The organism is Pandoraea iniqua (assembly GCF_902459685.1).
Taxonomy (GTDB): domain Bacteria; phylum Pseudomonadota; class Gammaproteobacteria; order Burkholderiales; family Burkholderiaceae; genus Pandoraea; species Pandoraea iniqua.
On record NZ_CABPSF010000001.1, the window covers coordinates 1,096,854 to 1,123,035 of the forward strand.

15 protein-coding genes are annotated in these 26,182 nt (G+C 61.7%); 11 read left to right on the plus strand and 4 right to left on the minus strand.

The genetic code is table 11. The annotated features are described in order from the left end of the window. The first annotated feature begins 37 nt into the window (after positions 1-37). The 8 genes from PIN31009_RS04870 (at position 38) to PIN31009_RS04905 (ending at position 18,973) form a co-directional block, all read left to right on the plus strand. Entirely contained in the window at positions 38-709 is a 672-nt protein-coding gene (locus PIN31009_RS04870) for an epoxyqueuosine reductase QueH (protein ID WP_150789490.1), read from the plus strand. A gap of 97 nt (positions 710-806) precedes the next feature. Beyond that, entirely contained in the window at positions 807-1,790 is a 984-nt protein-coding gene (locus PIN31009_RS04875) for a DUF1852 domain-containing protein (RefSeq protein ID WP_150789491.1), read from the plus strand. Positions 1,791-1,817: 27 nt separating this feature from the next. Then, a complete protein-coding gene (locus PIN31009_RS04880; RefSeq protein WP_058377389.1) occupies positions 1,818-2,846 on the plus strand; it encodes a methionine synthase in 1,029 nt (342 codons plus the stop codon). Positions 2,847-2,980: 134 nt separating this feature from the next. Then, the gene (locus PIN31009_RS04885; RefSeq protein WP_150789492.1) at positions 2,981-3,490 is read left to right on the plus strand and encodes a flavin reductase family protein; all 510 of its coding nucleotides are present in this window, start codon (positions 2,981-2,983) and stop codon (positions 3,488-3,490) included. Positions 3,491-3,671: 181 nt separating this feature from the next. Then, entirely contained in the window at positions 3,672-4,400 is a 729-nt protein-coding gene (locus PIN31009_RS04890; RefSeq protein WP_150789493.1) for a TonB family protein, read from the plus strand. Then, on the plus strand, positions 4,397-4,903 hold the full coding sequence (locus tag PIN31009_RS04895; RefSeq protein ID WP_087689401.1) for an RNA polymerase sigma factor: 507 nt from the start codon (positions 4,397-4,399) through the stop codon (positions 4,901-4,903). Before PIN31009_RS04890 ends, PIN31009_RS04895 begins: the two co-directional genes overlap by 4 nt. A 127-nt stretch (positions 4,904-5,030) precedes the next feature. Then, positions 5,031-6,023 carry a FecR family protein gene (locus tag PIN31009_RS04900; protein ID WP_150789494.1) on the plus strand — a complete coding sequence of 331 codons (993 nt, stop codon included), beginning with the start codon at positions 5,031-5,033 and terminating at the stop codon, positions 6,021-6,023. Positions 6,024-6,331: 308 nt separating this feature from the next. Further along, positions 6,332-18,973 carry a filamentous haemagglutinin family protein gene (locus tag PIN31009_RS04905; protein WP_217426757.1) on the plus strand — a complete coding sequence of 4,214 codons (12,642 nt, stop codon included), beginning with the start codon at positions 6,332-6,334 and terminating at the stop codon, positions 18,971-18,973. 362 nt (positions 18,974-19,335) lie between these two features. Here the strand turns inward: PIN31009_RS04905 and PIN31009_RS04910 are convergent, their stop codons facing one another. From PIN31009_RS04910 to PIN31009_RS04920, 3 genes are all read right to left on the minus strand, one after another. Then, positions 19,336-19,740 (minus strand): hypothetical protein, encoded by a 405-nt coding sequence (locus PIN31009_RS04910; protein WP_150683239.1) that lies wholly within the window; start codon positions 19,738-19,740, stop codon positions 19,336-19,338. Positions 19,741-20,216: 476 nt separating this feature from the next. Beyond that, a complete protein-coding gene (locus tag PIN31009_RS04915; protein ID WP_174996949.1) occupies positions 20,217-20,645 on the minus strand; it encodes an SMI1/KNR4 family protein in 429 nt (142 codons plus the stop codon). Between the two features lie 126 nt (positions 20,646-20,771). Further along, on the minus strand, positions 20,772-21,281 hold the full coding sequence (locus tag PIN31009_RS04920) for a P-loop nucleotide/nucleoside kinase family protein (RefSeq protein ID WP_087724136.1): 510 nt from the start codon (positions 21,279-21,281) through the stop codon (positions 20,772-20,774). Positions 21,282-21,550: 269 nt separating this feature from the next. Here PIN31009_RS04920 and PIN31009_RS04925 point away from each other — a divergent pair, with 269 nt between their 5' ends. Both PIN31009_RS04925 and PIN31009_RS04930 read left to right on the plus strand, forming a co-directional pair. Continuing rightward, positions 21,551-23,146, plus strand: coding sequence for an MDR family MFS transporter (locus PIN31009_RS04925; RefSeq protein ID WP_087689389.1), 1,596 nt, complete (start codon positions 21,551-21,553; stop codon positions 23,144-23,146). A 4-nt stretch (positions 23,147-23,150) separates the two neighbouring features. Then, positions 23,151-23,693, plus strand: a complete 543-nt coding sequence (locus tag PIN31009_RS04930; RefSeq protein ID WP_150789496.1) for a MarR family winged helix-turn-helix transcriptional regulator — start codon at positions 23,151-23,153, stop codon at positions 23,691-23,693. A 148-nt stretch (positions 23,694-23,841) separates the two neighbouring features. Here PIN31009_RS04930 and PIN31009_RS04935 read toward each other — a convergent pair whose 3' ends face one another. Beyond that, entirely contained in the window at positions 23,842-25,113 is a 1,272-nt protein-coding gene (locus PIN31009_RS04935) for an amino acid deaminase (protein WP_087689384.1), read from the minus strand. A gap of 187 nt (positions 25,114-25,300) precedes the next feature. On the opposite strand from PIN31009_RS04935, the gene PIN31009_RS04940 reads away from it, so the two are divergent. Then, positions 25,301-26,182 (plus strand): MurR/RpiR family transcriptional regulator, encoded by an 882-nt coding sequence (locus tag PIN31009_RS04940; protein ID WP_150789497.1) that lies wholly within the window; start codon positions 25,301-25,303, stop codon positions 26,180-26,182.

A 26,182-nucleotide genomic window follows, 5' to 3' on the forward strand; every position in this document is an offset into this window, starting at 1 on the left:
GTCCAGCGAACGCGGGCGTATTTCAGAGAGGTTTCTTGTGGCGTCCGCCATCGAACGCAAGCCATTGGCATTACCCGGCGGGCACCAGAAAGTGCTCTTGCACTCGTGCTGCGCGCCTTGCTCGGGTGAAGTGATGGAAGCGATGCAAGCCTCCGGCATCGACTTCACGATCTTCTTCTACAACCCGAATATCCATCCGCTCAAGGAATACGAACTTCGCAAGAACGAGAACATCCGTTTTGCGGAAACGTTCGGCATTCCCTTCGTCGACGCCGATTACGACCGCGACAACTGGTTCCAACGTGCCAAAGGCATGGAGAACGAACCGGAGCGCGGCGTGCGCTGCACGATGTGCTTCGACATGCGCTTCGAGCGCACCGCGCTCTACGCCCATGAGCATGGCTTCCCGGTCATCACCAGTTCGCTGGGGATCTCGCGCTGGAAGAACATGCAGCAGATCAACGATTGCGGCGTGCGGGCGGCGTCGCACTATCCCGACCTCCTGTACTGGGAATACAACTGGCGCAAAGGCGGCGGCTCGGCTCGCATGATCGAGATCAGCAAGCGCGAGAACTTCTATCAGCAGGAGTACTGCGGCTGCGTCTATTCGCTGCGCGATACGAACCGTCACCGCGTCGAAAGCGGGCGCGAACGTATCCAGCTTGGCGTGAAGTTCTATGGGGACGACGACTCCGCCATGGAGTCCTGAACTCGCCGTTCAGCACCCATTGGGAAGCGCTGAAGACGCACGAAGCCAGCGCAGGCCATCTCTCGGAAATTAGGGTATCAATCGCAATGAGTACGCAATGAGTAACGATTTCACATTTGCCATCAAGAGCATTTGCTTCGATGAGGACTATCACCCTTCGGACAATACGCGCATCACGACCAACTTCGCCAACCTCGCCAGAGGCAGCAGCCGTCGGGAGAATCTGCGTAACACGTTCAGGATGATCGACAATCGTTTCAATGCCCTGGCGCATTGGGATAACCCTAAAGGCGATCGCTATACCGTCAATCTCGAGATCATTTCCGTCGAGATGAGTATCGATGGCGAAAGCAACGGGACTTCGCTCCCGCTGATCGAGATACTGAAGACGAATATCGTCGATCGGAAGACTGGCGAGCGTATCGAGGGAATCGCAGGGAACAACTTCTCGTCCTACGTGCGGGATTACGACTTCAGCGTGCTGCTGCTGGAACACAACAAGCGTCAGCCGAAGTTCAGTGCGCCGGAGGACTTTGGCGATCTGCACGGGAAGTTGTTCAAGTACTTTGTGAATTCGAGTGCTTACAAAGGCAATTTCAACAAGCCGCCCGTTATCTGCCTGAGCGTGTCGAGCAGCAGAACCTATCGCCGGACCGCCAACCAGCATCCTGTCTTGGGTATTGAATACCTCCAAGACGAGTACTCCCTGACCGACGAATACTTCAAGAAGATGGGGTTGAAGGTTCGCTACTTCATGCCGCCGGGCAGCGTCGCGCCTTTGGCTTTCTACTTCTCTGGCGATTTGCTTGCTGATTACAGCAGTCTTGAGCTTATCGGCACCATCAGCACGATGGATACCTTCCAGAAGATTTACCGGCCCGAGATTTACAACGCGAATTCCGCGGCCGGTGAATCCTATCAACCGAGTCTGAAGCACGAAGATTTTTCGCTGACGCGAATTGTGTACGACCGAGAAGAACGTAGCCGTCTGGCTGTCGAGCAGGGACGGTTTGTTGAAGAGAATTTCATCAAACCATACCAAGCGGTTCTTGAGCAGTGGTCCGCTAACTACGCTATTTGATTCATCAATAACGCAAGATCATCCACCATGAAAAAACTGTTACCGACGTCGACTGCCGGCAGCTTGCCGAAACCCTCTTGGCTTGCACAACCCGAGAAACTCTGGTCGCCGTGGAAGTTGCAAGATGAGGAATTGGTCGAAGGCAAGCGAGATGCGTTGCGCTTGTCTTTGCAGGAGCAACAACACGCGGGCATCGACATCGTCAGTGACGGCGAGCAAACGCGTCAGCATTTTGTGACGACGTTTATTGAACACCTCAGCGGTGTCGATTTCGAGAACCGTCAGACCGTCCGAATTCGTGATCGCTATGACGCGAGCGTGCCGACGGTTGTTGGGGCTGTGGCTCGCCAAAAGCCGGTGTTTGTCGAGGATGCCAAGTTCTTGCGTCAGCAAACCAAGCAACCCATCAAATGGGCGCTGCCGGGTCCGATGACGATGATCGACACGCTTTACGACGATCACTACAAGAGCCGCGAAAAGCTGGCTTGGGAATTCGCCAAGATTCTGAATCAGGAAGCCAAGGAGTTGGAAGCTGCCGGTGTCGATATCATTCAATTCGACGAGCCTGCTTTCAATGTGTTCTTTGATGAGGTGAATGAGTGGGGCGTTGCCACGCTGGAGCGCGCGATCGAAGGGCTCAAGTGCGAAACTGCCGTCCATATTTGCTATGGCTATGGCATCAAGGCCAATACGGATTGGAAAAAGACGCTGGGGTCGGAGTGGCGCCAGTACGAAGAGGCTTTCCCCAAGCTGCAAAAATCCAACATCGATATCGTCTCGCTGGAATGCCACAACTCGCATGTTCCCATCGACCTCATTGAACTCATTCGAGGCAAGAAGGTGATGGTCGGGGCTATCGACGTGGCAAGCGACACCATCGAAACGCCGGAGGAAGTCGCCGCTACGCTGCGAAAGGCACTTCAGTTCGTCGATGCCGACAAGCTCTATCCGTGCACCAACTGCGGCATGGCACCGCTGTCCCGCAACGTCGCACGAGGCAAGCTGAGCGCACTGAGCGCCGGCGCAGAAATCGTCCGACGAGAACTCTCGAACTGATTGTCAGCGGCTTCCGATCTGAAGTCGGAGCGCAAGCAGGCCCGCAAGGCGTTGTCTCTGGTCGAAATGGATTGGGCGGCACCGTGTGGGTTGGCTTGCGCTGATCGAGCATCCCCCAGTATTTAGTAAGCACCATGTCTCTTTCCAGCACTGCTATCGAGCCATTGCGCTTTCGTGAGGCGCTCGGGCACTACGCATCCGGCATCACGGTGATTACCTCGCACGTCGATGGCGAGCCGATTGGCTTTACCTGCCAGTCGTTTTATAGCGTATCGATGAGTCCGCCGCTGGTGTCGTTCAGCGTTATGGCGAGTTCGGCCAGCTATCCCAAGATTCGGCAGGCAGGTCGATTCGCAGTCAATATCCTGTCAGGCGAACAAGTCGCCATTTCCAATCAATTCGCCCGCCGAGGCACCGACAAGTGGCAAGGCGTCGACTGGCAGGAATCCCCACTGGGCAATCCGATCATCGGCGGCAGCCTCCACTGGCTGGATTGCGAGATCTACGCCGAGCACGCTGCCGGTGACCACCTGATCGTGATCGGTGAAGTGAAAGCGCTTGACCTGCAAACGGCTGCCGCTACGCAGCCGTTGCTGTATTTCAAAGGGCAGTACTGCAACATCGCCACGCCCGGCGCAGTTTGAACTGAATCGGCCGACCCGCTCGGCGACAGAATTCAAAAATTCGGCTATCTGACGATCAGGACTGCGACGTGATGTATCAATTGTCATGGAAATTTCACGTTCGACCGGTAGCCTGATCCGTACTTGCTATGGGGTCGAGGCGACTCGGCTTCATGGAATACGGACGATCGCGCGATAGAAGATGACAGGCATCCCGGCATCGCTCAGTGGGCTTGCGCTGGCAGGATGCGCGTTCGGTCTGGGCTTTCCGGCCGTCACGAGCGCAGCGCAGGCGAGTTCCCCAACGGCAGCGATGCCTGTGCAAACCGGCGAACCGCACTTCGACTTCGATATCCCTGCCCAGCCTTTGAACGACGCGTTGCAGCGCTATGGTGCCGTCGCGCGTCAGCCCGCGCTCTATCGCAGCGAAATTGTGACGGGACAACTCTCCACGGCCGTTCGCGGCCGGTATTCGCCCGAGGCCGCCCTGCACCTGATGCTGGAAGGCACGGGCCTGAGCGCCGAAAAATTCGACATGGGGCAAAGCAGCGCGTTCATCCTCAAGGCAGCAAGCGACCCGGTCGCTGCGCCGGTCGGCAATGGGCTGGGCAATCGCACCGGTTATCCCGGTCTCGTGCAGACACGTGTCTGGCAGGCGCTCTGCGCGAAGCCGTTGACCGCCCCCGGGCGCTATCGTGCCGTCCTGCGTTTTCAACTGGATGCGACCGGCCGCGTCGAGCGGCCACGCCTCATCGGATCGACCGGCGACGGTCGGCGGGACATCGCTGTGCTCGAAACGCTGCGCGACATCCGCATGGACGCCGCACCCCCGAACGACATGCCGCAGCCGGTCACCCTGCTGCTGCTCCCGCATGACGCCGAGTTCGGCCTGCCGTGCGACCCCGCCGCAGGGGGCAGGGCCGGCTCATGAGCGACGATACGCCGCCGATGGTGCTGGTGGACTACCTCACCAAGCACTACACCACGCTCAAGTCCCGCATGACGCGATTGCTCGGCAACGGCGATCTCGCCGGCGATGCCTTGCAGGACACATGGCTACGCATGCACAGCCGTGAGGATGCCGAGCAGATTCAAAGTCCGGCAGGCTATCTGCTGCGCATTGCCCTCAATATCGCGGTCGACATCCAGCGGCGGCAGGGACGTTCGCTGTCGTTCGACGAGGTCGCGGAACTCATGGACATGGCCGATCCCGCCCCCGGCCCGGAGCAAGTGGTCGAGGCGCGCTCCCGAATGACGGCGATGCGTCAGATCATCGACCGCATGCCCCGCCGGCGGCGTCAGGTCGTGCTGATGGTCCATTGGGACGGGCTGGAGCAAAAGGAAGTGGCCCGGCGGCTCGGCGTTTCGCTGCGCACGGTCGAGTCCGATCTGAAGCGGGCGCACGATCATCTGATCGCCCGGAAAGACCGATGATGAAAATATTCTGCGGTTATGTGGGGGGCGCGTTCGTCCTTACCTATGACCCGAAACTTTCCACACCCCGCCGTTCGCCTGCGAAAGCCCTGTCCGTCATGGATGGCAAGGGCGTGAGGGGAATCGCATGAGCGCACGTGATGACCGCCGTCCGCCCACGCCCGACGAGCTTGAGCGTCAGGCGTGGACGTGGCTGCGCCGCCTCGGCTCAGGCGATGTGACGTCGTGGGATGCCGATGCTTTTAAACGCTGGCTGCACACCAGCCCGGCCCACCAGAGCGCCTTCAGCGCGGCAAAGCGGGAGTGGGCGTTGATCAGGCCCGCCGCGCGCGAGGTGCTGCACGGTAATCCCGAAGCGTCCCGGCAACACGCTCGTGCGTTGCAGGGGCCGAGCGTTGGCCGCCGTGCGTTTCTCGGCGCGGCGGTGAGTGCCGCTGCCGTGACCGGCATCGCCGTGTTCCATCCCCCCGCAGGTCTTTGGCCCGCCCCCTCGACGTGGGGCGCGGACTTTCGTACCGCGACCGGCGAGCAGCGCTCGATTCAGGTCGCATCGACCGTCAGCGTCACGCTCAACACCGATACCAGCATTCGCCGGGAAACGACGGGTAACGCGACCGTCGGCATTCGTTTGTTGTCCGGTGAGGCTGCGGTGGACGTTGCCGCGAGCCCCACGCCCTTTGTCGTGGTCGCGGGTGCCGGGCGCAGTCAGGCGAGTGCAGGGCGTTTCGAAGTGCGGCAGCTCACCAGCGGCGTGTGCGTCACGTGCGTCGACGGTACGGTGAGCGTCGAGCATCCGGCGGGCCGCCACGTATTACGCGCGGGTGACCAGACGGTGTATGACGACGCGTCCGTGGGGCGGGTGAAGCGTGTCGCGGTCGCAGATGTGTCGGCGTGGCGAAAAGGCATACTGGTCTTCCGCCAGACACCCTTGAATGATGTCATCGAGGAGATCAACCGATATCGTCGCGGGCGGGTGGTACTGATGAATGCATCGCTGGCGCAGCAGCCGGTCAGCGGTAGTTTCGATATCACGCTGCTTGACGTCGCCGTGGCGCAGTTGCAGCGGACTTTCGATCTGAGCGCCCGTAGTTTGCCGGGCGGGTTGGTTGTGCTTTCCTGACCGTTTCCACGCGTCATGCACGCCGCGTGGGTGTCGTGTTGCGAACGATAAAAATAATCAAAAAATAATCTGCGGGTAGAGGGGCGCTTCGTTCGTCCTTGGGCATAGGGCTGCGACGCAGGCCGGGCGGTACGCCGTAGCCGCCGCGCGCGACCCGATGAACAGGACTGTCCGGCACGGGGCGGGCAGTTGAACGGGTATGACACCCTCTATCGGCAGGATTTGAGATGAACACACGCGGGCACCAGGGCGCATCACAAAAATTACGGCATCCTAATAGAATTCATCGATTGCTCCGTGTCTCGCCGATGACGCGCGCCGTGGCGATAGCCCTTGCGACAGGAGGTCTGTTCGTCGATGCCCACGCCCAGCAGGCGTTCAGCGCTGGATGGTTCGCTGCCCGGGGCGCCGCGCAGAGCACGGCGACGCAGACGGGCCGGTTGCCCAACGGCATGCCGGTGTCGTCACTGAATACGCCCTCGGAGCAGCAGCGTCTCGCGAACATTCAGTTGCAGCGCTCCATCGATAATCTGGGCATCACGGCGCAGGCCCTTGCTGCGCAACAATCGATGCAAGCGGCAGCGCGTCAGGCCGCGCAAAGCGATGCTTCCGTGCCGGATGGACTGGCAACGGGTGGCCTCAAGGTCGATACCAATAGCCTGACGCAAGGCTGGATCAACGCGAACGCGCCGACGCAGACGACGTCCGACGGTAAGACTACGGTCGCCGTCCGCCAGACCGCCGACAAGGCCATTCTGAACTGGGAGACGTTCAACGTCGGCAAGAACACGACCGTCGCGTTCGATCAACAACGCGATTGGGCCGTACTCAACCGCGTGAACGATCCGCAGGCGCGTCCGAGCGTCATTCAGGGCCAGATCAAGGCGGACGGCACCGTACTGATCGCGAACCGCAACGGGATCTTGTTCACAGGCACGAGTCAGGTCGATACACGCAACCTCGTGGCAGCAGCCGCCAGCATTACGAACGACCAGTTCAAGAACAACGGTATTTACGGCACTGGCACGAGCACGCCGACCTTCACGGGGGCGGCAGGCAAGGTGCAGGTGCAGGCGGGCGCACAGATCGCCACGCGCGCACCGAATGCGTCTACGGACGGGGGCGGTTACGTGCTGCTGCTCGGGCAGGAAGTCCACAACGCGGGCAGCATTGCCACACCGCGAGGACAGGCCGCCATGGCGGCGGGCGACAGCTTCATCATCCGGCGGGGTGTCGGCACCGACAGCGATCCCACGTTGACGACGCGCGGCAACATGGTCACGCCGCAGTTCGATGCGAATAGCGCGTCGGGGCTGGTTCGCAATACTGGGCTGATCGTGGCGCGGGAGGGCGATGTATCGCTCGTTGGGCGCGACGTACAGCAAAACGCCGTTGCCATCGCCACGACGACGGTGAACACGCGCGGTACGCTGCATTTCGTGGCCCTCGGCGCAGACGGCAAGGTGGCCCTTGGCCCCGGCGCAACGAGCGCCATCGTCATCGAAGGCAATGGCAGCGCGTTGAATAGCCAGCGCAGTTCCCTGCTCGGACCGCCCGTCGACAGCCAGTACGACATCAACCCGGTGAATGACCGTCGCGATCAGTCGCGCGTGGAAATCACGAGTTCCGGGACCGTCGACTTTCTGCCGGATTCGTTGACGCTTGCCACCGGCGGGCAGATTGTCGTCAACGCCGCGACACGCAGTCTCGTGCGCGACCGTGCGCAACTCGATGTTTCGGGGGCCGTCGGCGTCAATCTGTCGATGGAGAGCAACAACGTCAAGGTCAACGTGCAGGGCAACGAGCAACGCGACGCGCCGGGCAATCGCGACAACCTGCTGCTCAACAGTAATGACGTGTGGATCGACCGGCGCAAAGTCGTGTTTGTCCCGAAGGGCACGAACGGCTACGACAGCGACCGGTGGTACACCGCTGGCGGCTTGCTCGAAGTTGGCGGCTATCTCGGCACACAAGGTCATACGGTCGGCGAATGGATGGCGCAGGGCGGCTCGCTGACCTTCAGCGGTAAAGACGTCGTCACACAAGCCGACTCGAAGATCAATCTGTCGGGCGGCACGTTCAATGTGCAGACGGGCACGCTGAACCAGACGTGGCTCAAGGGCGCCGACGGGCGTCTTTACGAGGTGTCGTCAGCCCCCGGCGACTTGCTATACACCGGCATTTACAAGGGCTTCGAGGACACTCACGCCCGCTGGGGCGACAAGGCGACGCAGTACTACGCCACGCCGTTCATCGGCTCGACCACACGGCTGGAAAATGGCTACACGGTTGGCCGCGATGCCGGCCGTCTCGTGATTTCGACCCAAGGTGCGGTGCTCGAAGGCGGCATCGTGGGTGATGTGTTTCAGGGCGCGCGCCAGACGCAAGCGCCGGCACCGGACCTCGATTCGTACAACCAGTCGCAGAACGCTGCCGCCCGTCGCGGTCAACTGATCGTCGGCAAAATCCAGCCGATGTATGACAAGACGAGCGGGCTGCTTTACGACAACCTGAGCGCGGTGATGCGTCAGGTCGACCTGCGTGAGGCGCAGGCGAAGATTGCGGCGGGGCTGGATCTCACGACGGCACTGCCTGCCGATCGTCAGGGCGGGCTGGTACTCGACACGTCGTTGCTCAACGGCTTTTCCCTCGGTGCGATCCGTGTGGCAGCCAAGGACAAGATCGAAGTGGGCAGCGCGCTTCAGGTGGCCTCGGGCGGCACGCTCACGCTTTTTGGCAACGATATTGCCGTGAATGCCGATGTGACGGCGCATGGCGGGCGCATTCAGATTGGCAGCCTGCTGAATCAGATGAGCCAGAACGGCCTCGCCGACACCGTCGTCAATGTGGCATCGCCCATCGGGAACGTAGCCATTGCCGAGGGGGTGAAACTCGACGCGAGCGGCTTGTGGCGCAACTTGTTGACGTCCCCCGAAGGTGTCGATGGCCTGCCGTATCGCGACGGTGGCAGTGTCTCCATTCGCGGTAGCGGCAATCTGGCGCTCGCGCGTGGCAGCATGATCGACGTGTCCTCCGGTTTGGCGGTCATGAGCGACGGCAAGTTGCAGGGCGGACGTGGCGGCGATGTGACGCTGGCAGCCGTGGGCAACGGTGCAACCCTGGCCCTCGATCCAGACGCTGCGATTCGTGCCTATGGCTTTAGCGGCGGCGGCACGCTGGACGTTCAGTCGCGCAAGATCGTCATCGGCGACGCATCGGCCGTGCCGGAACCCGGCACGTTGGCGTGGGATGCCGGATTCTTCAATAAGGGATTCTCCAGCTACCGCCTAACGGGCGCATCAGGCGTGGCGGTCAACGACGGCACGTACGTCGACGTCACCATGCCGGTCTATCGTCGCGCCGATGAAACACGCGATCTGACCACTGGCGACCTGCGTGGCATGTTCACCGTCTGGACACCGCCGTTGTATCAGGCCGACGCCGCCAAGGCGAAACTGACCCAGCGCAAGGGCGCAAGTCTGATGCTCCAGACGGGTAATTACCTGTCCACGGCAGCGGACATGGCGGCATCGCAATTGACGATCGGCAAGGGGGCTGTCGTCAGCGTCGATCCGGGCCAATCGATCACGCTGAACAGCGTCGGTCAGATGACGATCGATGGCACCCTCAACGCCTGGGGCGGCAATATCACGCTGGGCGACATGAAGGAAAACGGACTGCTCGCCGAGACTGTGAATGCGATCGGGCACGGCCGCTCGATCTGGATCGGCGAGAACGCCGTGCTTGACGTCGCAGCCCGCGCGGCCACGGCGCTCGACGCGCGCGGCAATCCCTACGGTTTCGTGCGCAACGGCGGCAACATCGTGATCGGTGGCGATATCAATCACGTCAACGGCACCGCGACGGGCTCGGACCTGTTCATTGTCGTGCGTGATGGCGCATTGCTCGACGCGTCGGGTGCGCAGGCCACCCTCAATGTCGACGCGCAAGGGAACCGACTCGTCGCATCGAATGGCGGCAGCATCTCGCTGGCATCCAACAGCGGTCTTTATCTGGACGGCGCGTTCAAGGCCGCATCAGGGGGCGGCAACGCGGCCGGCGGCACCCTGTCGGTGGCGCAAATCACCGCGATGTACCGGAAGAATGACGCCACCCAACGTGTCTTGAAAGCACGCGAGCTGATTCTTGAACAGACGCAGAGCGCGAGCCCGTTGCGCACGATCCAGACGCCCGCACAGGCGGCTGCGGCATTGACGTACGGCTATGGCCGTTTGTCCGTTGCCCAGATCAACGCGGGCGGCTTCGACAATTTCTCGTTGTTCGCATCAACCGCCGTTGCCGGTGACGTGTCGCTCAAGGTCAACCAGAATCTTCAGTTCTACGGGGGGATCACCACGGTGGCGGGTTCCACCGGTTCGCCGAACGTGCATCTTGAATCCTCGTACCTTCGTCTGGCCATGCAACGTCCGGGCGGCCGGGACGGCTATGTCACCCCCGGCTCGGCGACGCCACAGGTCCGTCCGGTCATCGCCAAAATGGATGCCCTCGCCAATCTGATCGACGTGCGCGGGAATACGATGTTCAATGCCGACCTCATCGAATTGACCAGTCGTGGAGACCTGCGCTTCATGGCGACGGTCGACGGATGGGACGGGCAAGCGCCTGCCACCTCGCTCGTCGGTCCCGGCGACATCACGTTGCGCGCGGCACAGCTGTACCCGGATACGAACGCGGGGGCTGCCGTTATCGCGGGAAGCATTGCGAGCGGGTACGACCCGAAACGCACGCTGACCATTGCACGCACGACCGATACCATCCCCGATGTCCCTTTCTCGGTGTTCGGCACTCTCTCGCTGCTGGCAGCGAATATCGAACAAGGCGGGATCGTTCGCGCGCCGCTTGGACGCCTTCGGATAGGCACAACCGGCTTCAACGATGAGGTCACGCTGAACGTTCACCTGCTCCCCGGGAGCGTGAGTTCCGTGAGCGGTGCCGGGCTTGTCATGCCGTACGGCGGCACGACCGATGGGCAAAGCTGGCAGTACAACGGCAAAGACGTCACGCCAGACGGTGTGGGCGGGTCTGACTTCCGCGGCAATCTCGTGCGGGGTATGGTGCTGGGCGGGAAGTCGATCACTGTCGATAGCGGCGCAGTGCTGGACCTTTCCGGCGGCGGGGAACTGACGGGGGCAGGCTTCGTCTCCGGGCGCGGAGGGTCCACGGACGCGCGCTTCTATCCGCTGGTGCAAGTGGGGCCGAACGGCGGACTGACGCTGCCGGACCTGAAGACCAATCCGGTTTACGCGATTGTTCCCGGCACACAAAGTGGCTACGCGCCGTCGTCGGGCGGCGGTGCCGCCGATCCGGCCATCGGCCGCCAGATCACCATTGGCGCGGGGGTGCCCGGACTTCCGGCAGGCACTTACACGCTGATGCCCTCGACCTATGCGCTGCTGCCGGGCGCATTCCGGGTGGAGATCAACGCACGCGCGGGACAGGGGGCAGGCGGGGCGGCGCTGGCAATGCGCAATGGATCGTGGTCGGCGTCCGGCACGCTGTCGGTCGCAGGAACCGGTACGCACGATAGCCTCGCCAGCCAGATCATTCTCACGCCTGCAAAGGTCCTGCGGACCTATTCTCAGTACAACGAAACCGGCTTCACCGCATTTTCGCTGGCGGATGCCGCTCGTCGAGGGATTCCACGTCCCGGATTACCGGCCGACGCGAAGACGCTTCAACTGACGTTGCAGCAAGGGGCGGGGGCGAATGCCTTCCGATTCGACGGCATCGGTCGCTTTGCACCCGCAGCGGGGGGCTACGGGGGGACGGTATCCGTTGTCGTGCCTAACGTGGGTCAAAAGCAGGCGATCGAAATTGTCGCCGCGCAGGCCACCGCCGGGTTTGCCGGCGTCACGCTGCGGGCAGACAGCCTGAACAATATCGGCGCAGCCCGCATGGTCATCGGGGGCATGACAACGACGACCTACGGGCAAGGCGGCAACTATGTGACGTTCGGTGAAAATACGCCGCTGGAGATCTACCTGCGCAGCGGCACCACGCTTTCGGCACCGGAAGTTTTCCTGGTGGCATCGGAATCCTCCGACCCGACGGCACCCGGTGGCCTGATCCGGGTGGAGCAGGGCGCGAGTATCAATACGCTCGGCCGTGGCAAGGTCGCTTACGACGCCGCCGACGGCTTCGTCTATAAATCGGACCGCTATGTGCTTGCCGCGTCCAACGGGCTGCTCAACATCTTGCCGTCGACCAGTAGCGCGCGTGGCGCACTGGAGATCGGTGTGTGTCTCACCGGCGAATGTGTCGGCACGACAACGCTCTATTCAGAAGGCACGCTGGCCGCGTCGACCACCGGGACATTCACCATTGACGACGCGGTGCGCTACGGCACGCGCAATCTGACGCTGGCCGTGGGCGCGATCAACATCGGGTCCACGCAGGCGCTCGCAGCGGCGCAGGCAAACGGCACCGCTGCGGCGGGGCTGGCGATGAACCAGCGCGTGCTGGATCGTTTGCTGCACGGTGACACGTCGACAGGCGCCCCCGCGCTGGAAACGCTCACGCTGAGCGCCGCAAACAGCATCAATTTCTATGGCGATTCGGTACTCGATACCTATGACAAGGCCACCGGCAAGTCGTCGCTGAGCCGTCTGGTGCTGACGACCCCGGCCATGTACGGGCAAGGCGACAGCGCAAGCGTCGCGACAATTCGCACGGCGAATCTGGTCTGGGGCGGCACGTCGAACATGCCCGGCACGGTGATTGCCGGCGGCGCAGGCACGGGGGCCGGGACGCTGAATCTGGAGACGGATCGCTTCGAATTCGGCTTCAGCCCGTTCGCTCAGCCGAGCAGTGTGACCTCGTACGAGCGGCTGGCGCTGGGCTTCGCGAACGTCAACATCAAGGCGAGCGAGCGCATTACGTCGAACCACCGGGGCAGCCTGTCGGTGTATCAATCGCAAGGCGCTTACGACACTTACAACGGGTTCCAATACCAAGGCGGCAACCTGAACCTGACGACACCCCTGATGACGGGGGCTGCGGGTTCATCGAGCCGAATCACGGCAGGCGGTGCGATTTCCGTCGCGGCACCGGCGGGCGCAACGCCCGTCGACCACTCCCGCGATATCGATGCCCTTGGCGCGGATCTGACCCTGCACGGCGACACCTTGCGTGTGGCCACCGCCGTGGTGTTGCCGAGCGGCAAGCTCACGCTGATTGCCGACAAGGACCTGACACTGGCCGACAGCGCGCAGATCGATCTGGCAGGACGCAAGCGAAGCTTCTTCGACGTCGACAAATACACGTGGGGCGGCGACGTCGTGCTGGAAAGCCGTGGCGGCAACATCTTCCAGTCTGCGGCGTCGACGATCGACATCTCCGCCGTCAACAGCAGCGCCGGCACGCTCAAGGCGGTGGCCCTCGATGCGGCGGCGGGGCAGGTGGACTTGCAAGGCAGGATTCTGGGCAAGAGCAGCGGCTATTACGACGCGAGCGGCACGCTCGTGCCGTTCAAGTCCGCCCGGGTGGAAGTCCGTGCGCAATCGCTGGGCGCGGGGTCCCCGGATACCGAGTTCGCGGCACTCAACACGCGTCTGAACGAGGGAGGCGTATTGGGCGGTCGCAGCTTCCAGCTCAAACGCGGCGATCTGACGATCGGTAACGAGGTCAAGGCGGGCGAAGTCAACGTGTCTGTCGACAATGGCCGCCTGATGGTGGCAGGACGTATCGATGCGAGCGGAGACGCTGTCGGCACCATCCGTCTGGCCGCAAAAAATGGGCTGACGTTGACCGACGGTGCCGTCCTTGACGCGCATGGCACGCTGTTGCGTGTGGACAGCTACGGCAAGATCATCGACAGCCCGAACCGGGCCATCGTCGAACTCAGCTCGGGTGACGGCACGCTGACGCTGGCGGGCGGTGCGCAGATCGATCTGCGACACGGCACAGGAGCGGCGTTTGGTGCGGTGCCGGGACAGAACGATGGGGTGTCGCGCGGCACCCTGACGCTGAATGCCCCGCGCGTGGGCAGTCAGGGCCGTGTCGACGATGCCGACGCCCCGACATATGGCGACATCGCCATCGATGCGCGTGGCGGCGTGGCGATTCGCGGCGCGAAGTCGATTGCCCTGAATGGCATGCAGCGTTACGCCGATGCACCTTATGCAACCGTCAAGGACGCTAACGGCAATGTGGTGCTGGACGTCAACGGCAAACCGGTGCTGGAACTGGCGGCGGGTGGCCGTCCGTATCAGGTGATCGATCAGGCCTACCTCGACGCCAAACACGCCGACAGCACGCAATTCATCGACCATGCGCTGGCCAACGGCAATCTGCTGAACGTGAAGATGGCGGGGTTGAACAACGCCAACTACCTCAACGTCTTGCATTTGCGTCCCGGCGTTGAAGTCGTCAGCAAGACCGCCGACGGCGACATGGTGGTTCGTGGCGATGTGGATCTGTCCGGCTACCGCTATGCGAGCCTGAATCCGCTGTCGGCGAAGACCGGTGTCTATGGCTCTGGCGAAGTGGGCATGCTGACCGTGCGCGCCGGCGGCAATCTCGACATTTTCGGCAGCATCAACGACGGCTTCTCGCCGCCACCGGTCACCAAGGACGACTCGGGCTGGATGCTGTTGAAGGGGATCAACTTCGGCGGCGACGACATCGTGGTGCCGGGCGTGGGTGTGACGCTGGCCGACGGCACTGCCTTCCCCGTCGGTTCTGTCCTCAATTACGACGTGCCGATCAGAGGCTTCGTTATCCCGGCAGGGGCGCGCGTGCCGGTATCGGTCACGCTCGCCGAGCCGTTGGTGTTGCCCGCCGGGACGGTGCTCGCAGCCGCCATACGCGACAGCGCCGGCAACGTGCTTTACGCGGCGGGCACCGTCCTGAAGACGACCGTCACCATCGCCGCGAACGCGCGTCTCGACGCAGGGTCGGTGTTCACCTCTGGCGTGAGCGTCAGCGCGATGATCTGGCCGAAAGGCATACCGTTGCCCGGTATGCCAGACCCGGGAGAGGGGACCCTGACGCGAAACTTCGTATCGCTTAACGGCGCCAAAGCGCTTGCTGCCGGTGCGATCATTCCGTCGGGAACCGACGTCAAACTGCCGGGGGATGCCGACTCGGTGGCATTGCGCCCGGAGATTGGCGGACGTCAGGGCAAGGTGTGGGCGCTCGCGCAAATGTTGCCGGAGGGGTCGCAGTCGTGGTCGATGCGACTGGTGGCGGGGGCCGACACCGACGCCGCCGACAGCCGCATTGTGCAAGCGCGCCCGCCGCATGGTGATCTGCGACTGGCGGACAGTCACTACGGCATGTATGGCCGGGGTATTCCGCCCAAGGGGGTCGGATACTGGACGCAAGCCGCCGCAGACCTCGGCATCGACGGCATTGTGGCCGGGGAGAAGATCGAAGATGATTTTCTCAAGAGCATTGGCGTCGACATGACGGCCGAAGAGTTTTGTAAGAACGATTCAGAAAACTGTCTGGTGAAGGTGAGCTACACCTGGACCCAACAAGGTGCGGACGAATTTGCCGACCCGAGCGTTCACGCGGGTGACGTGGTGGATACCGTGGGCTTGCAATGGCCAACCTTGTGCGAGGACAACCCGACATGGTGTACGACCCCGGGCATGACCTATGCCTACTCCCCGACGAACCAACGCTTTAGCGTGTTGCGCACGGGCACGGGCGATCTGGAACTGCTCAGTGGCGGCAACATGCGCATGGACTCGCTGTTCGGTGTCTATACCGCAGGCACGTCGTCGAGCGCCACGCGTCCGGGCGACCCGTTCAATCAGCCGCGCGGGAAAAATTCGTTGGGCAAGGTGCTCAGCGAAGTGGCTGGCAACAATGAGCCGTTCGTGAACGGCGGCGAGGAGAGCTTGTATCGCGCGTGGTATCCCGATCAGGGCGGCAATCTGTTGCTGCGCGTCGGGGGGAACCTGACGGGATCGTTGCTGCAACCGAGCGGGGCGAGCTCCACGCGACCGCTGCCGGAGGATGCCGGCTATGACAGCGCCAATGTCGGCACGTGGCTCTGGCGTCAGGGCAGTGCCGATGTCGATATCGGTGCACCGGCGCAGCCTACGGCATGGTGGATCAACTTCGGTAGTTTTGTCAGTGGGTTGGGTAACGGTGTCACGCGTCTGGTCGGCTTTACCGGCTTCGGAACGCTGGGCGGCGGCAATCTCACGGCGCAGGTCGACGGCGACGCAGGTCAGTTGGCAAGGCTCGTGGGCAGCCGGTATGACATCAACGTGAACGCGCGTCCGCAGGGGCTTGCGCTGGCCGTCGGGGGCACCGGGCGCGTCGCGCCGGATGGCAGCATCTCCTTGACCGGCGGCGGCGATCTCGACGTGCGTGTGAGCGGCGCGATCAATCCGATCGGTGTGAGCGCCCTCAATCATGCAAACGGCGTGGTCACCAATCTGCGAGGTCATACGGAGATCAAGGCCGCGACGATCGGCGCGATCGATCTTACCTACGGGAGCACGGCCACCCAACATACGCCGAATGAAACGCGCGCCTTCGATGCTTTCCGGTCGACGCGAGGCATTGCGCGGGGCGGGTTCACACTCGTGCCGGGGGACGCCACCTTTAGCCTGTATTCGTTGGCGGATCAGGTCACGCAGGACGTCGCGGACCCGGGCCGCCTGACGTTGGAGTTTTATTCGCCCTACGTGAGCAAATCCGCCATCAATGGTTATGGCTGGAGCTGGTTCACCTTGTGGACGAATCGCACCGCCATCGATATGGTGTCCGCCGGGGGAAATCTCACACCCTTGACGAGCATGGTCGGCACCGTCACCGACGAGGGGATCGTGTACCCATCGATTCTGCGGGCGGTTGCGCCGAGTGGCAGCCTGTACTACGGCCAGGCGGTTCGTTTCTACCAAGCTGACAGCAGCGTCGCCCCCATGCCCCTGCTGCTTGCGCCGTCGGCGTCGGGCGGTGAGTTGCAATTTCTCGCAGCCGATTCGATTTTCGCAGGGGTGTTCACGGTCAGCCCGTCGAGCGCGCCGACGAGCACGATGCCGACACCGCAACGGCCTGCGTATCTCGCATGGATGTACCCCATTGGGGGCTCATACGCGTCGACGGCGGACGCCCGCAACTATGCGGGGGACGGTAATCGCGCGAACGGCTCGACGTTCCCTATGTTTGTCTTCGGTGCAAACTCTGCGGCCGGGTTGCCGAATACGGGCGCGTCAACGTCGCTCTTTTACGCGGTGGAGGGTGATCTCGTCGGCGTGAACACCGGACGTGTCCTGAAATTCACCGGCAAAGGAAACTTCTTCGAAAAAGACCCGAGACTCGGCCGCACATGGTACGAAGGCGGGCCGGTCGCCATGCGGGCAGGGCGCGACATCGTGAGAAGCGGGAGTCTGGTGCTCGAGGACGGTGCGGGAATCGGGAATGCCGAGTTCGGCTACACCGGCACGGGGAACTTGTTCGTGCACAGCAATGCGTCCGATGTTTCGGTGGTGTCCGCTGGGCGCGACATTCTGTACAGCACGTTCAACGTGGCCGGCCCCGGCACATTGGATATCAGTGCCGGTCGCAACATTCTGATGGAGGATCGAGCGGGGGTTACGAGTCTGGGGCCGGTGGTGTCGAGCGACACGCGCCCCGGGGCGAGCATCGCCATGCAGGCGGGCGTGGGGGCGAAGGGACTGGATTACCTCCAGTTCGTCAAACCCTATCTGGACGCGACGAATCTGGCGCGTACCGGCGTACCGCTGGCCGATCAGGCGGGCAAGGTCGTCAAGACGTACGAAACCGAACTCGTGACATGGCTTGGCGAACGTTACGGATTCTCGGGGACGGCAGACGAAGCGCGTGCCTTCTATTTCGCGTTGCCGGTGGCGCAGCAGCGTGTCTTTGCCCGCAACGTTTATTTTGCGGAGTTGAAGGCCGGTGGTCGCGAGTACAACGATCCGGCGAGCCCGCGCTACGGTAGCTTCCTGCGCAGCCGCAATGCGATTGCCGCACTTGCACCCGACATCGATGCGGACGGTAATCCGGTGACGTACGCCGGCGATATCGTGATGTTCCGGGGGCTGCGCACCACGTATGACGAACTCAACCGGCGGTATGAATATGCGCCGCGCAGTGGTTTCGTCCGAACCAATTTCGGCGGCGATATTCAGATGCTGACGCCGGGTGGCCGAATGGTGGTTGGCATTGAGGGTGCGGCACCGCCTGCGCAATCGGGGGTGTTGACGCAAGGGGGCGGCAACATCGAGATGTTCTCGCACGGCAGCATCTTGCTGGGGCAGAGCCGCATCATGACGACGTTTGGCGGCGACATTCTGGGATGGTCGTCGGAAGGCGATATCAACGCCGGTCGAGGCTCGAAGTCCACCGTGGTGTACACGCCGCCCAAGCGTGAATATGACCAATGGGGCAACGTCAAGCTATCGCCGCAGGTGCCGAGTACCGGTGCCGGGATCGCCACGCTCAATCCGATTCCCGAAGTGAAGGCAGGCGACGTCGATCTGCTAGCGCCGTTGGGGACGATCGATGCGGGCGAGGCGGGTATTCGTGTGTCGGGCAGTCTGAATCTGGTGGCGCTGCAAGTGGTAAATGCCGCAAACATTCAGGTGCAGGGCAAGTCGGCGGGATTGCCGGTTGTCGCTGGCGTGAACGTTGCCGCGCTGACCAATGCCAGCGCGAGCGCATCGCAGGCGGCCGCTGCGGCGCAGGACGCCGTGCAGCGTGAGCGCAATGCCGCACGTCAGTCACAGCCGTCGATTTTCACGGTGCGCACGCTGGGGCAGGGTAGTGAACCGGCGACTGGGGAGCCGGGCAGAGCGGCACCGTTGCGCTCGTTGTTGTCACCCACGACGACAGGCTACAACGCGTCGAACCCGGTGCAGATCGTGGGGCTGGGGGAGAAGGTCGATCAGGCGCTGTGGTCTCGTCTTAGTGATGCGGAACGTCTGGCGTTGCGGCAGGATCGGTAAGTCTCGAGGTTAAATCGTCAGGGGGTGAAGCCCATCGGTCTGAGTGTTAGTTCGGTCGGTGGGCTGTTTTATTTGAGGGGGGCTGTGGCCCGGAAAATGCTGGGGGCAGCCGCGGCTGAATAGGGGCTCGTTGGGTAGACGAACACCGGAGCGTATGAATTTAATCGGGAACTAGGCGGGTGACGGAGTCGGCATAGGATGCAGCGGTGCAACTGGATGCGTTTGCATCCTGTTAATACCGCTGATAATGAATGGCGGAATTCGACCCGAAGCCGCCCTCTGCCTCGCCAGCAGGCGGTCGTTGATGCGTATATAGCCGACCTACTCAAGCAATTGTTTCGGCCGAATTTTCGATTGAAAAGTTAGTCGAAGTCTATCCTGAAGGCGCACTCATCTTTGTACTGCTGCATTAATTCGCCCAGGACCGAATTCGAAAGGGCAGTCGTCAACGCGACCTTCAACTCCGGTGTGACGCCGTCCAGGTGAAAGGAAAACCACCACCCAGACGGCGCATCGACCCAGGACACAAATAGGTCTTCGCTGCTGGTGCTCCAAAACTGAACGCTCTTCGGAGTCGCCATAGACGCTTGGTTCGTGATCATGTCACGGGGAATCGCGATCTGTTTGCCGTCGTCGATCCAGCACGTTACTCGCCCCGTTTCTGGATTGGCAAGTGAAAATCCAAGCGGCTGGAGCAACGCCTCGACAAAGGAAAAAATGTCCGGAAATGGGCCCTTTAGTAGGACCATCAAAATAGGCTTTGCCATGGCGCGTTCGAACTTCGGTATGTAGTTGTAACGGTGAGGTCGCGTGGCAGTCTTCCGTCGTGACCGATTGTTCACGATTCTTGTGACGATGTCGAACGTCTGCACATGGCCGTACGAAGTCCTAGGGCCGCGCGTGACTGCCCCGGATGCAGTCACCGTTGAAGCCAATCTTCGCGACCGATGCCATACACGTGATCACATTCGTCGTATGCCTCGTCGATTGAAAGAAACAAATGATCCGAAGTCGGAAATGGCGCGTCTAGAGATTCATACCGCATCAGTAGAAAGATTCCGTCTTCGAGTTTTTCAATCTCGATCTTTACGGTCGTGCCTTCGTTTTCGCCTCGGCCATCAAGGGATTTTCGAGTTCGCGCCCAAATCAGCATAGGTGGCTCGTGTTCGTCGAACGTAGTATTCCTATGCGCGCCGATAGTCGTCCGGCAGCAGGAACGCGACGCATATGACAACGTTTCGCGTTACTCGTGCCAATTCGTGACGAATGATTCAAAACTGCTCGAGACGAAATGTATTTTTCCCGTCGCTTGATCCAGAAATTCAACGGTGGGCGGTATCGTTTCATAGTTCAAGAGGATCATCCCGCCCATTGGATCTCTAGCAATTGGCACAAACTGTGATGGTAGGTTCATTGCCTGAGGCCGCAGATACCACAAGACTGTGAATAGATCTGGTGTGGTTGAGATTTCAAAAAAATCGCTAATACAGGTTGCGAAATCTGCAACGCGAAACTCTGAAATCTCCGGGCTCGCGCCATTACAGAATCGTGCCAAATCTACGTAGGCGGGCGGGAGCGGATATCCCAACCGTTGCTCCAGTGCGGCGATTGCATCTTCGCTCGCACTTTCCCCTTGCGCGATGCCGTAACTCGTCCAGTCGATGTTTGCCATCGAAACGTCCTCCCACTTGATTGCTGTAGTGTTCATCACTTCCCAGAGGAGCCGCCCTTGGCGATCGCGGTCAAAAGCGATCGGCTGCTCATGCCCGTACTTTTTCGAACGCTAAGGCATTCGGATTTATGGATCCGGCATCGACAGCCGACGATCGATAGTTTCGACGGCACGTTCAATCGAAGCGTTGGCTGTGTCGATGACAAGATGTTCTGATTCCCATGCATCGTATTGACGCTCGAGCACGTCCTTCCAGGTTGGCAGCTTGTGGCCAAGGATGTCTGCCTGTCGTTCCTCGACCCTCAAACGGTGCGCCGTTTTATCTGAACAGATCAACTCAATCTCGAAGATGCTCACGCCTGCTTCAAGCGCCACACGTCTCCAAGCGTTACGCGTCACATGCAGCGAATTGACTGAGTCCGCAACGACGGTCAACCCAAGGCGCAAATTATCTTTCGCAACTGCATATCCGGCCAGATAGCCGGCAGGTCCGATATCCGCCCCGTTGCTCCCGGCCGCCATAAAAGCCTGTTCCAACGTATCGATCCGCAAATATACTGCCGCGAGCTTGCGAGCAAGTGCTTGCGCTACCGTTGTCTTTCCGGTGCCCGGTAGCCCTCCGAACGCAATCAACATTTTCGACGCTCCCTGCATTGGAATATTGGCTGATTGTCGCGGATTGCAGCCGCGACCTCCAGTGGCCGGTGTTGGCCGAAAACGGTCGTCGCCCTTAGGTCGCTGAAACTTTTTCCAATCTATACGGCCCGCGCCCAGCGGCGTAGCGTGCGAGACATCCCGACCCCGCTACGCCGTTAGCGTTTTATTTCCGATGAACACCGCCTCAGCGCCCTCCGCAACTAACGTGATAGAATCGTTGACTGATCAAACATTGATCCGTCCAAAAAATGTCTTCTAATCCGTCCACCCCGCATTCGGCGGGGCAGGTGTTGCCTTTTCGGCAGTCCATCGTGGCGATGCTGGGTTTGTGTTTCTGTACGATGCTGGTCGCGCTCGACCAGACCGTCGTCGGGACCGCGCTGCCGACCATCGTCGCTGAACTCAAGGGGTTCGAGTACTACGCGTGGGTTGCCACGTCGTATCTGCTCACCTCCGTCATTACCGTGCCGATCTTCGGCCGGCTCGGCGACTACTACGGGCGAAAGCCGTTTGTGATCGCCGCCATCGTCGTCTTCACCGGGGCTTCCGTCCTGTGTGGTGCGGCGAACAGCATGCCGTTCCTCGTGATCGCGCGTGCGCTGCAAGGCATCGGTGGCGGCATGCTCGTCGGTACCGCCTTCGCCTGCATTCCTGAACTGTTCCCCGATCCGCACGTGCGCCTGCGCTGGCAAGTCATGCTCAGCTCGGCGTTCGGTATTGCGAATGCCATCGGCCCCTCGCTCGGTGGCTTTCTCACGGAAGCCTATGGCTGGCGCTCGGTGTTCTACGTGAACCTGCCCGTCGGCTTGCTCGGCCTCTGGTTTGTCGCTCGCCATCTGCCCCATATGCGCGCCGACGAACACGGCAAGGCCAGTCTCGACTGGCTGGGCGCACTGCTGATCGCCGCCGCACTCGGCAGCCTGCAAATGCTCGTCGAATGGTTGCCGGCAGACGGTCTCTCGCGCGGCGTGGTGTTTCTCTTCGTCGCGTTCGTCGTGACGTCGCTCGCGCTCTACTGGTGGGAGCAACGCACGTCGCATCCGATTATTCCGTTCGAAATGTTCCGTAACCCGAGTCTGGCGGCGCTCTTTGTACTGGCGGTTTTTGGCGGCTTTTCGATGTTCGGTGTGCTGTTCTACGCGCCGTTGATGTTGCAAGGCGGCTTTGGTCTGTCGCCCCGCGAAACCGGTTTGCTGATCACGCCTATGGTGGTGTGTATCACCGTCGGCAGTATTGCCAATGGTCGACTGATTACGCGTCTGCGCAATCCGAATGTCATGCTCTATGGCGGCTTCTTATTGCTCGCGATTGCTTGTGCAGGCGTGATCACCACGCATCGCGGCACGCCGCATGGCCTCATCGCTTTCTATATGCTGCTCGCCGGTCTGGGCCTCGGCTTTGTGTTGCCGAACCTCACGGTGTTCGCGCAGGAAGTGGCGGGACGTGCGCACCTTGGCATTGCCACCGCACTCATGCAGTCGCTGCGCATGATTGGCGGCATGCTCGGGACGGCAATCGTCGGTACGCTCGTGGGCCATAGCTACACCGCACGCGTGAAGGAGTCACTCGTCGCTACCGGCGGCCAGCAATGGACGGCGCAACTCACCGATCCGCAGATTCTCGTCAACGCGCAAGCGCAGAGCGATTTTCTGGCAACGGTGGCCCATATGGGACAGAACGGCGCGTTGCTGATCGAAGCGTCGCGTACGGCGCTCGTCGGCGCCATTCACAACGGACAGATGCTGTCGCTCGCCGCGGCACTTGCTGGGCTGTGGTTTGTTCGCCGTGTGCCGCTCATTCGTCTTTCGCGCGGCGCCAAGCCGACGCCGCCTGCCGGAGAGTAATGGCATGCCGACACCACTGAAACGCAACGTCATTCAGCAACTGAGCCTGACGTATCGCGCCATGATGAGCGCGTTCGACGCCAAGGTCGGGCACCCGCTGCCACGCTGGCGCATCATTTTTGCGCTGGCCGAGCGCGGTACGTGTTCGCAGAAGTTTCTCGCCGAACACTGCCGTCTCGATCCCGCGCAACTCACGCGCCAACTGCAATCGATGGAAGCGCTCGGCTGGCTCACACGCGTGACCGATCCCGATGACAACCGGCTCACCAACGTCACGCTCACCGACGATGGCAAGCGCGTGCACGATGAAGCCACGCCGCGCCGTCAGGCGTTTTTCGACGATGCGCTCGACGGCATGACCGCCGCCGACATCGCCGCACTGGAAAGCGCATTGGTTCATCTCGAAGCGCGCTTCAAGTCGGTATCGTCGCGTGCGCGTGGCGGGGAGGACGCAGGTAAGGCTGTCGCAGAGAAGGGTAATGACGCGACGCCAGAGGCATCGACGGCACCGCGCAAGCGTGCGGCGAAAAAGTCGATCGTCACTTAGTCAGTCCGCCAGTCAGCCGACAACTCGCCCGAAAGTCAGTCCGCCATTCGGTCAGCCCGTCAGCCTTGTGTAGCGATCGCACCCGCCTCAATGCAAGAAGCCGCCCTCGGGCGGCTTCTTTGCTTTCACCTGCGCGTTCGTCAGTCGATCAGAAGAACGTCTGCACGACCTCAACCACGTTGTAATCGCCATCGACGACCGGCAGGTGACGCCACTTGTCGAACGTGAGGCACGGGTGCGAGATGTCGAACGCGATCATGTCGCCCACTTGAATGTCGTCGCCCGGTGCGATGCGCAGATAAGCGTGCTGATCCATCATGCCCGTGATTTCCCAATGCTCGGGCGTCGCGGCCGGTGCCTTGTCCTTGCCCGGACGGAAGCGCTGTGCCGGTTCCGGCATACCCGCATCGAACGCCGCGTCGCGCTTGCCCAGCGCAATGATGGCGCGCTCGGCTTCCGGAATCGATTGCACGTAAGCCCACAGTTGCAACGCCGGTTGCAGTTGCGAGCGCATTTGCTTCGCAATCGGATTACGCGTGGCGATCTGCGCCTGCGCGGCCTTGTAGATGCCCACGTCGTGCGTGAGATAGCAGCCGGGACGCAGCACCACGTCGAGCGGCGCGCCCACGTCCTTGTTGGCGAACTCTTCCGCCACGATGTCGTACCACGCCGAGCCCGCCCCCGATAGCACCGCCGGCGTGCGCTCGATGCGACCCGCCGCGATCAGCTCGCGTGTGATGCCGACCGCACGTTGCAGGAACGCGCGAATATCGGCTTCCGTGCTGAGTACGCCCTCGTAGACTTCGACACCCGCCAGCTTCACGGCGTCTTTGTACTCGGTAAGCGCATCTAGCACCGCCTGCTGTTGTGCGCTATCACGCACACCGGTACGTCCACCCGTCACGCCCAACTCGATCAGCACCTGAATCTGCTGCTTGCGGGCGCGGAAGAACTCGCCCAAATGCGCGACCGCTGCGGCGGAATCCACCAGACAGAAAAACTCGAAACTCGGATCGGCGAGCAGGTCGGCAATCATCGTCATGTTGCGCTTGCCGACCAACTGGTTGGCCATCAACACGCGACGCACGCCATGGTGATACGCCGCATTGGTTTGCTGCGCAGTGGCCAGCGTGATGCCCCACGCGCCACCGTCCAACTGACGGCGGAACAGCTTCGGCGCCATCGTCGTCTTGCCGTGCGGCGCGAGCTTCACCCCGTATTCGTGAACGAAACGCTGCATCCACGCGAGGTTGTGGCGAATCTTGTCCTCGTAGAGCACCGCCGTCGGCAGGCTCAGGTCTTCGTTCAGCAAATTCCAGCCCAGTCCCGTCGTGGCCGACGGCGCCAAGGCGGCATCCAATGCGCCGAGCCCCTTGTTGAGGGTATCGATCATGCCATGTTGATAGTTTGTATCAGTCATTGAGAATTCTCCACGAAGAGCCCGCGGGCCATGCCTCGCCATTAGCCGAATGGCTCCTATAATAGCGTTGAATTACCAGCGTTTGACAATTTTGTTATAAAGTACCAGAAATTCGTCAAAATCTGAAACCGGCGCCCATCGGGGCCCCACCCCGACCCAATTTGCGATCCAATCCGCGACCCAATACATGACTGAGCCCTTCGATATCGTGACGCGCGTGGCAGAACGCAGCGACGCCCTGAGCCAAGCCGAGCGCAAGGTCGCGCAGGTGGTGCTCGAGGACGTGGCGGGCGCCGCAGCCTCATCGATCAACGTGCTCGCAGACCGTGCTGGCGTGAGCGAGGCGAGCGTCACGCGTTTTGCGAAGGCGATGGGCTGCCGCGACGTGCGCGATCTCAAACTTCGTCTGGCGCAGGCGGCGGTGGTCGGGCAGCGCTTCTTTGGCGCGAACGCCGCCAACGGACAAGATGGCTCGGGCGAGACGATCGATCGCATCGCGGACGATATTCAGACAACGCTACAGGTGCACCGCGCGCTCATCAAGCCGGACACGGTGCGGCGCGCCGCCGGACGCCTCGCGTCCGCCCGCATGGTCTACGCGTTCGGGATGGGCGGCGGCTCGTCGCTCATGGCCGACGAAGCCCGTTACCGCCTCGTGCGGCTTGGGCGCCCGATTGCCAGCTATCAGGACGCCGTGCTGGCGCGCATGGTGGCGGGCACGCTGAATCGTGAAGACGTGGTGCTGGCGTTTTCCGTCAGCGGTCACACGCCGGAGTTGCTGTCGGCCTGCGAGGTCGCCCGCGAATACGGCGCGCAGTTGATCGCGATCACGGCCACCGGCTCGCCGCTGGCGGCGCTCGCTGATGAAGTGCTGCCGATTCGCGCGCTGGAAACCGATTTCATTTTCAAACCGTCGTCGTCGCGCTACGCCATGTTGCTGGCCATGGATGTGCTCGCCACGGAACTGGCGCTACTGGCCAAGCCGCAGAGTCAGGCGCTGCTGCGGCGGATCAAGTACGTGCTCGACACGCATCGGGGTGGCGGCGATCGCCAGCCTCTGGGAGATTGA

Coding starts and splice junctions, on each gene's coding strand:
- PIN31009_RS04875 (WP_150789491.1), top strand. CDS start 807: ATGAGTAACGATTTCACATTTGCCATCAAGAGCATTTGCTTCGATGAG.
- PIN31009_RS04880 (WP_058377389.1), top strand. CDS start 1,818: ATGAAAAAACTGTTACCGACGTCGACTGCCGGCAGCTTGCCGAAACCC.
- PIN31009_RS04885 (WP_150789492.1), top strand. CDS start 2,981: ATGTCTCTTTCCAGCACTGCTATCGAGCCATTGCGCTTTCGTGAGGCG.
- PIN31009_RS04890 (WP_150789493.1), top strand. CDS start 3,672: ATGACAGGCATCCCGGCATCGCTCAGTGGGCTTGCGCTGGCAGGATGC.
- PIN31009_RS04895 (WP_087689401.1), top strand. CDS start 4,397: ATGAGCGACGATACGCCGCCGATGGTGCTGGTGGACTACCTCACCAAG.
- PIN31009_RS04900 (WP_150789494.1), top strand. CDS start 5,031: ATGAGCGCACGTGATGACCGCCGTCCGCCCACGCCCGACGAGCTTGAG.
- PIN31009_RS04905 (WP_217426757.1), top strand. CDS start 6,332: ATGACGCGCGCCGTGGCGATAGCCCTTGCGACAGGAGGTCTGTTCGTC.
- PIN31009_RS04910 (WP_150683239.1), bottom strand. CDS start 19,740: ATGGCAAAGCCTATTTTGATGGTCCTACTAAAGGGCCCATTTCCGGAC.
- PIN31009_RS04915 (WP_174996949.1), bottom strand. CDS start 20,645: ATGGCAAACATCGACTGGACGAGTTACGGCATCGCGCAAGGGGAAAGT.
- PIN31009_RS04920 (WP_087724136.1), bottom strand. CDS start 21,281: ATGTTGATTGCGTTCGGAGGGCTACCGGGCACCGGAAAGACAACGGTA.
- PIN31009_RS04925 (WP_087689389.1), top strand. CDS start 21,551: ATGTCTTCTAATCCGTCCACCCCGCATTCGGCGGGGCAGGTGTTGCCT.
- PIN31009_RS04930 (WP_150789496.1), top strand. CDS start 23,151: ATGCCGACACCACTGAAACGCAACGTCATTCAGCAACTGAGCCTGACG.
- PIN31009_RS04935 (WP_087689384.1), bottom strand. CDS start 25,113: ATGACTGATACAAACTATCAACATGGCATGATCGATACCCTCAACAAG.
- PIN31009_RS04940 (WP_150789497.1), top strand. CDS start 25,301: ATGACTGAGCCCTTCGATATCGTGACGCGCGTGGCAGAACGCAGCGAC.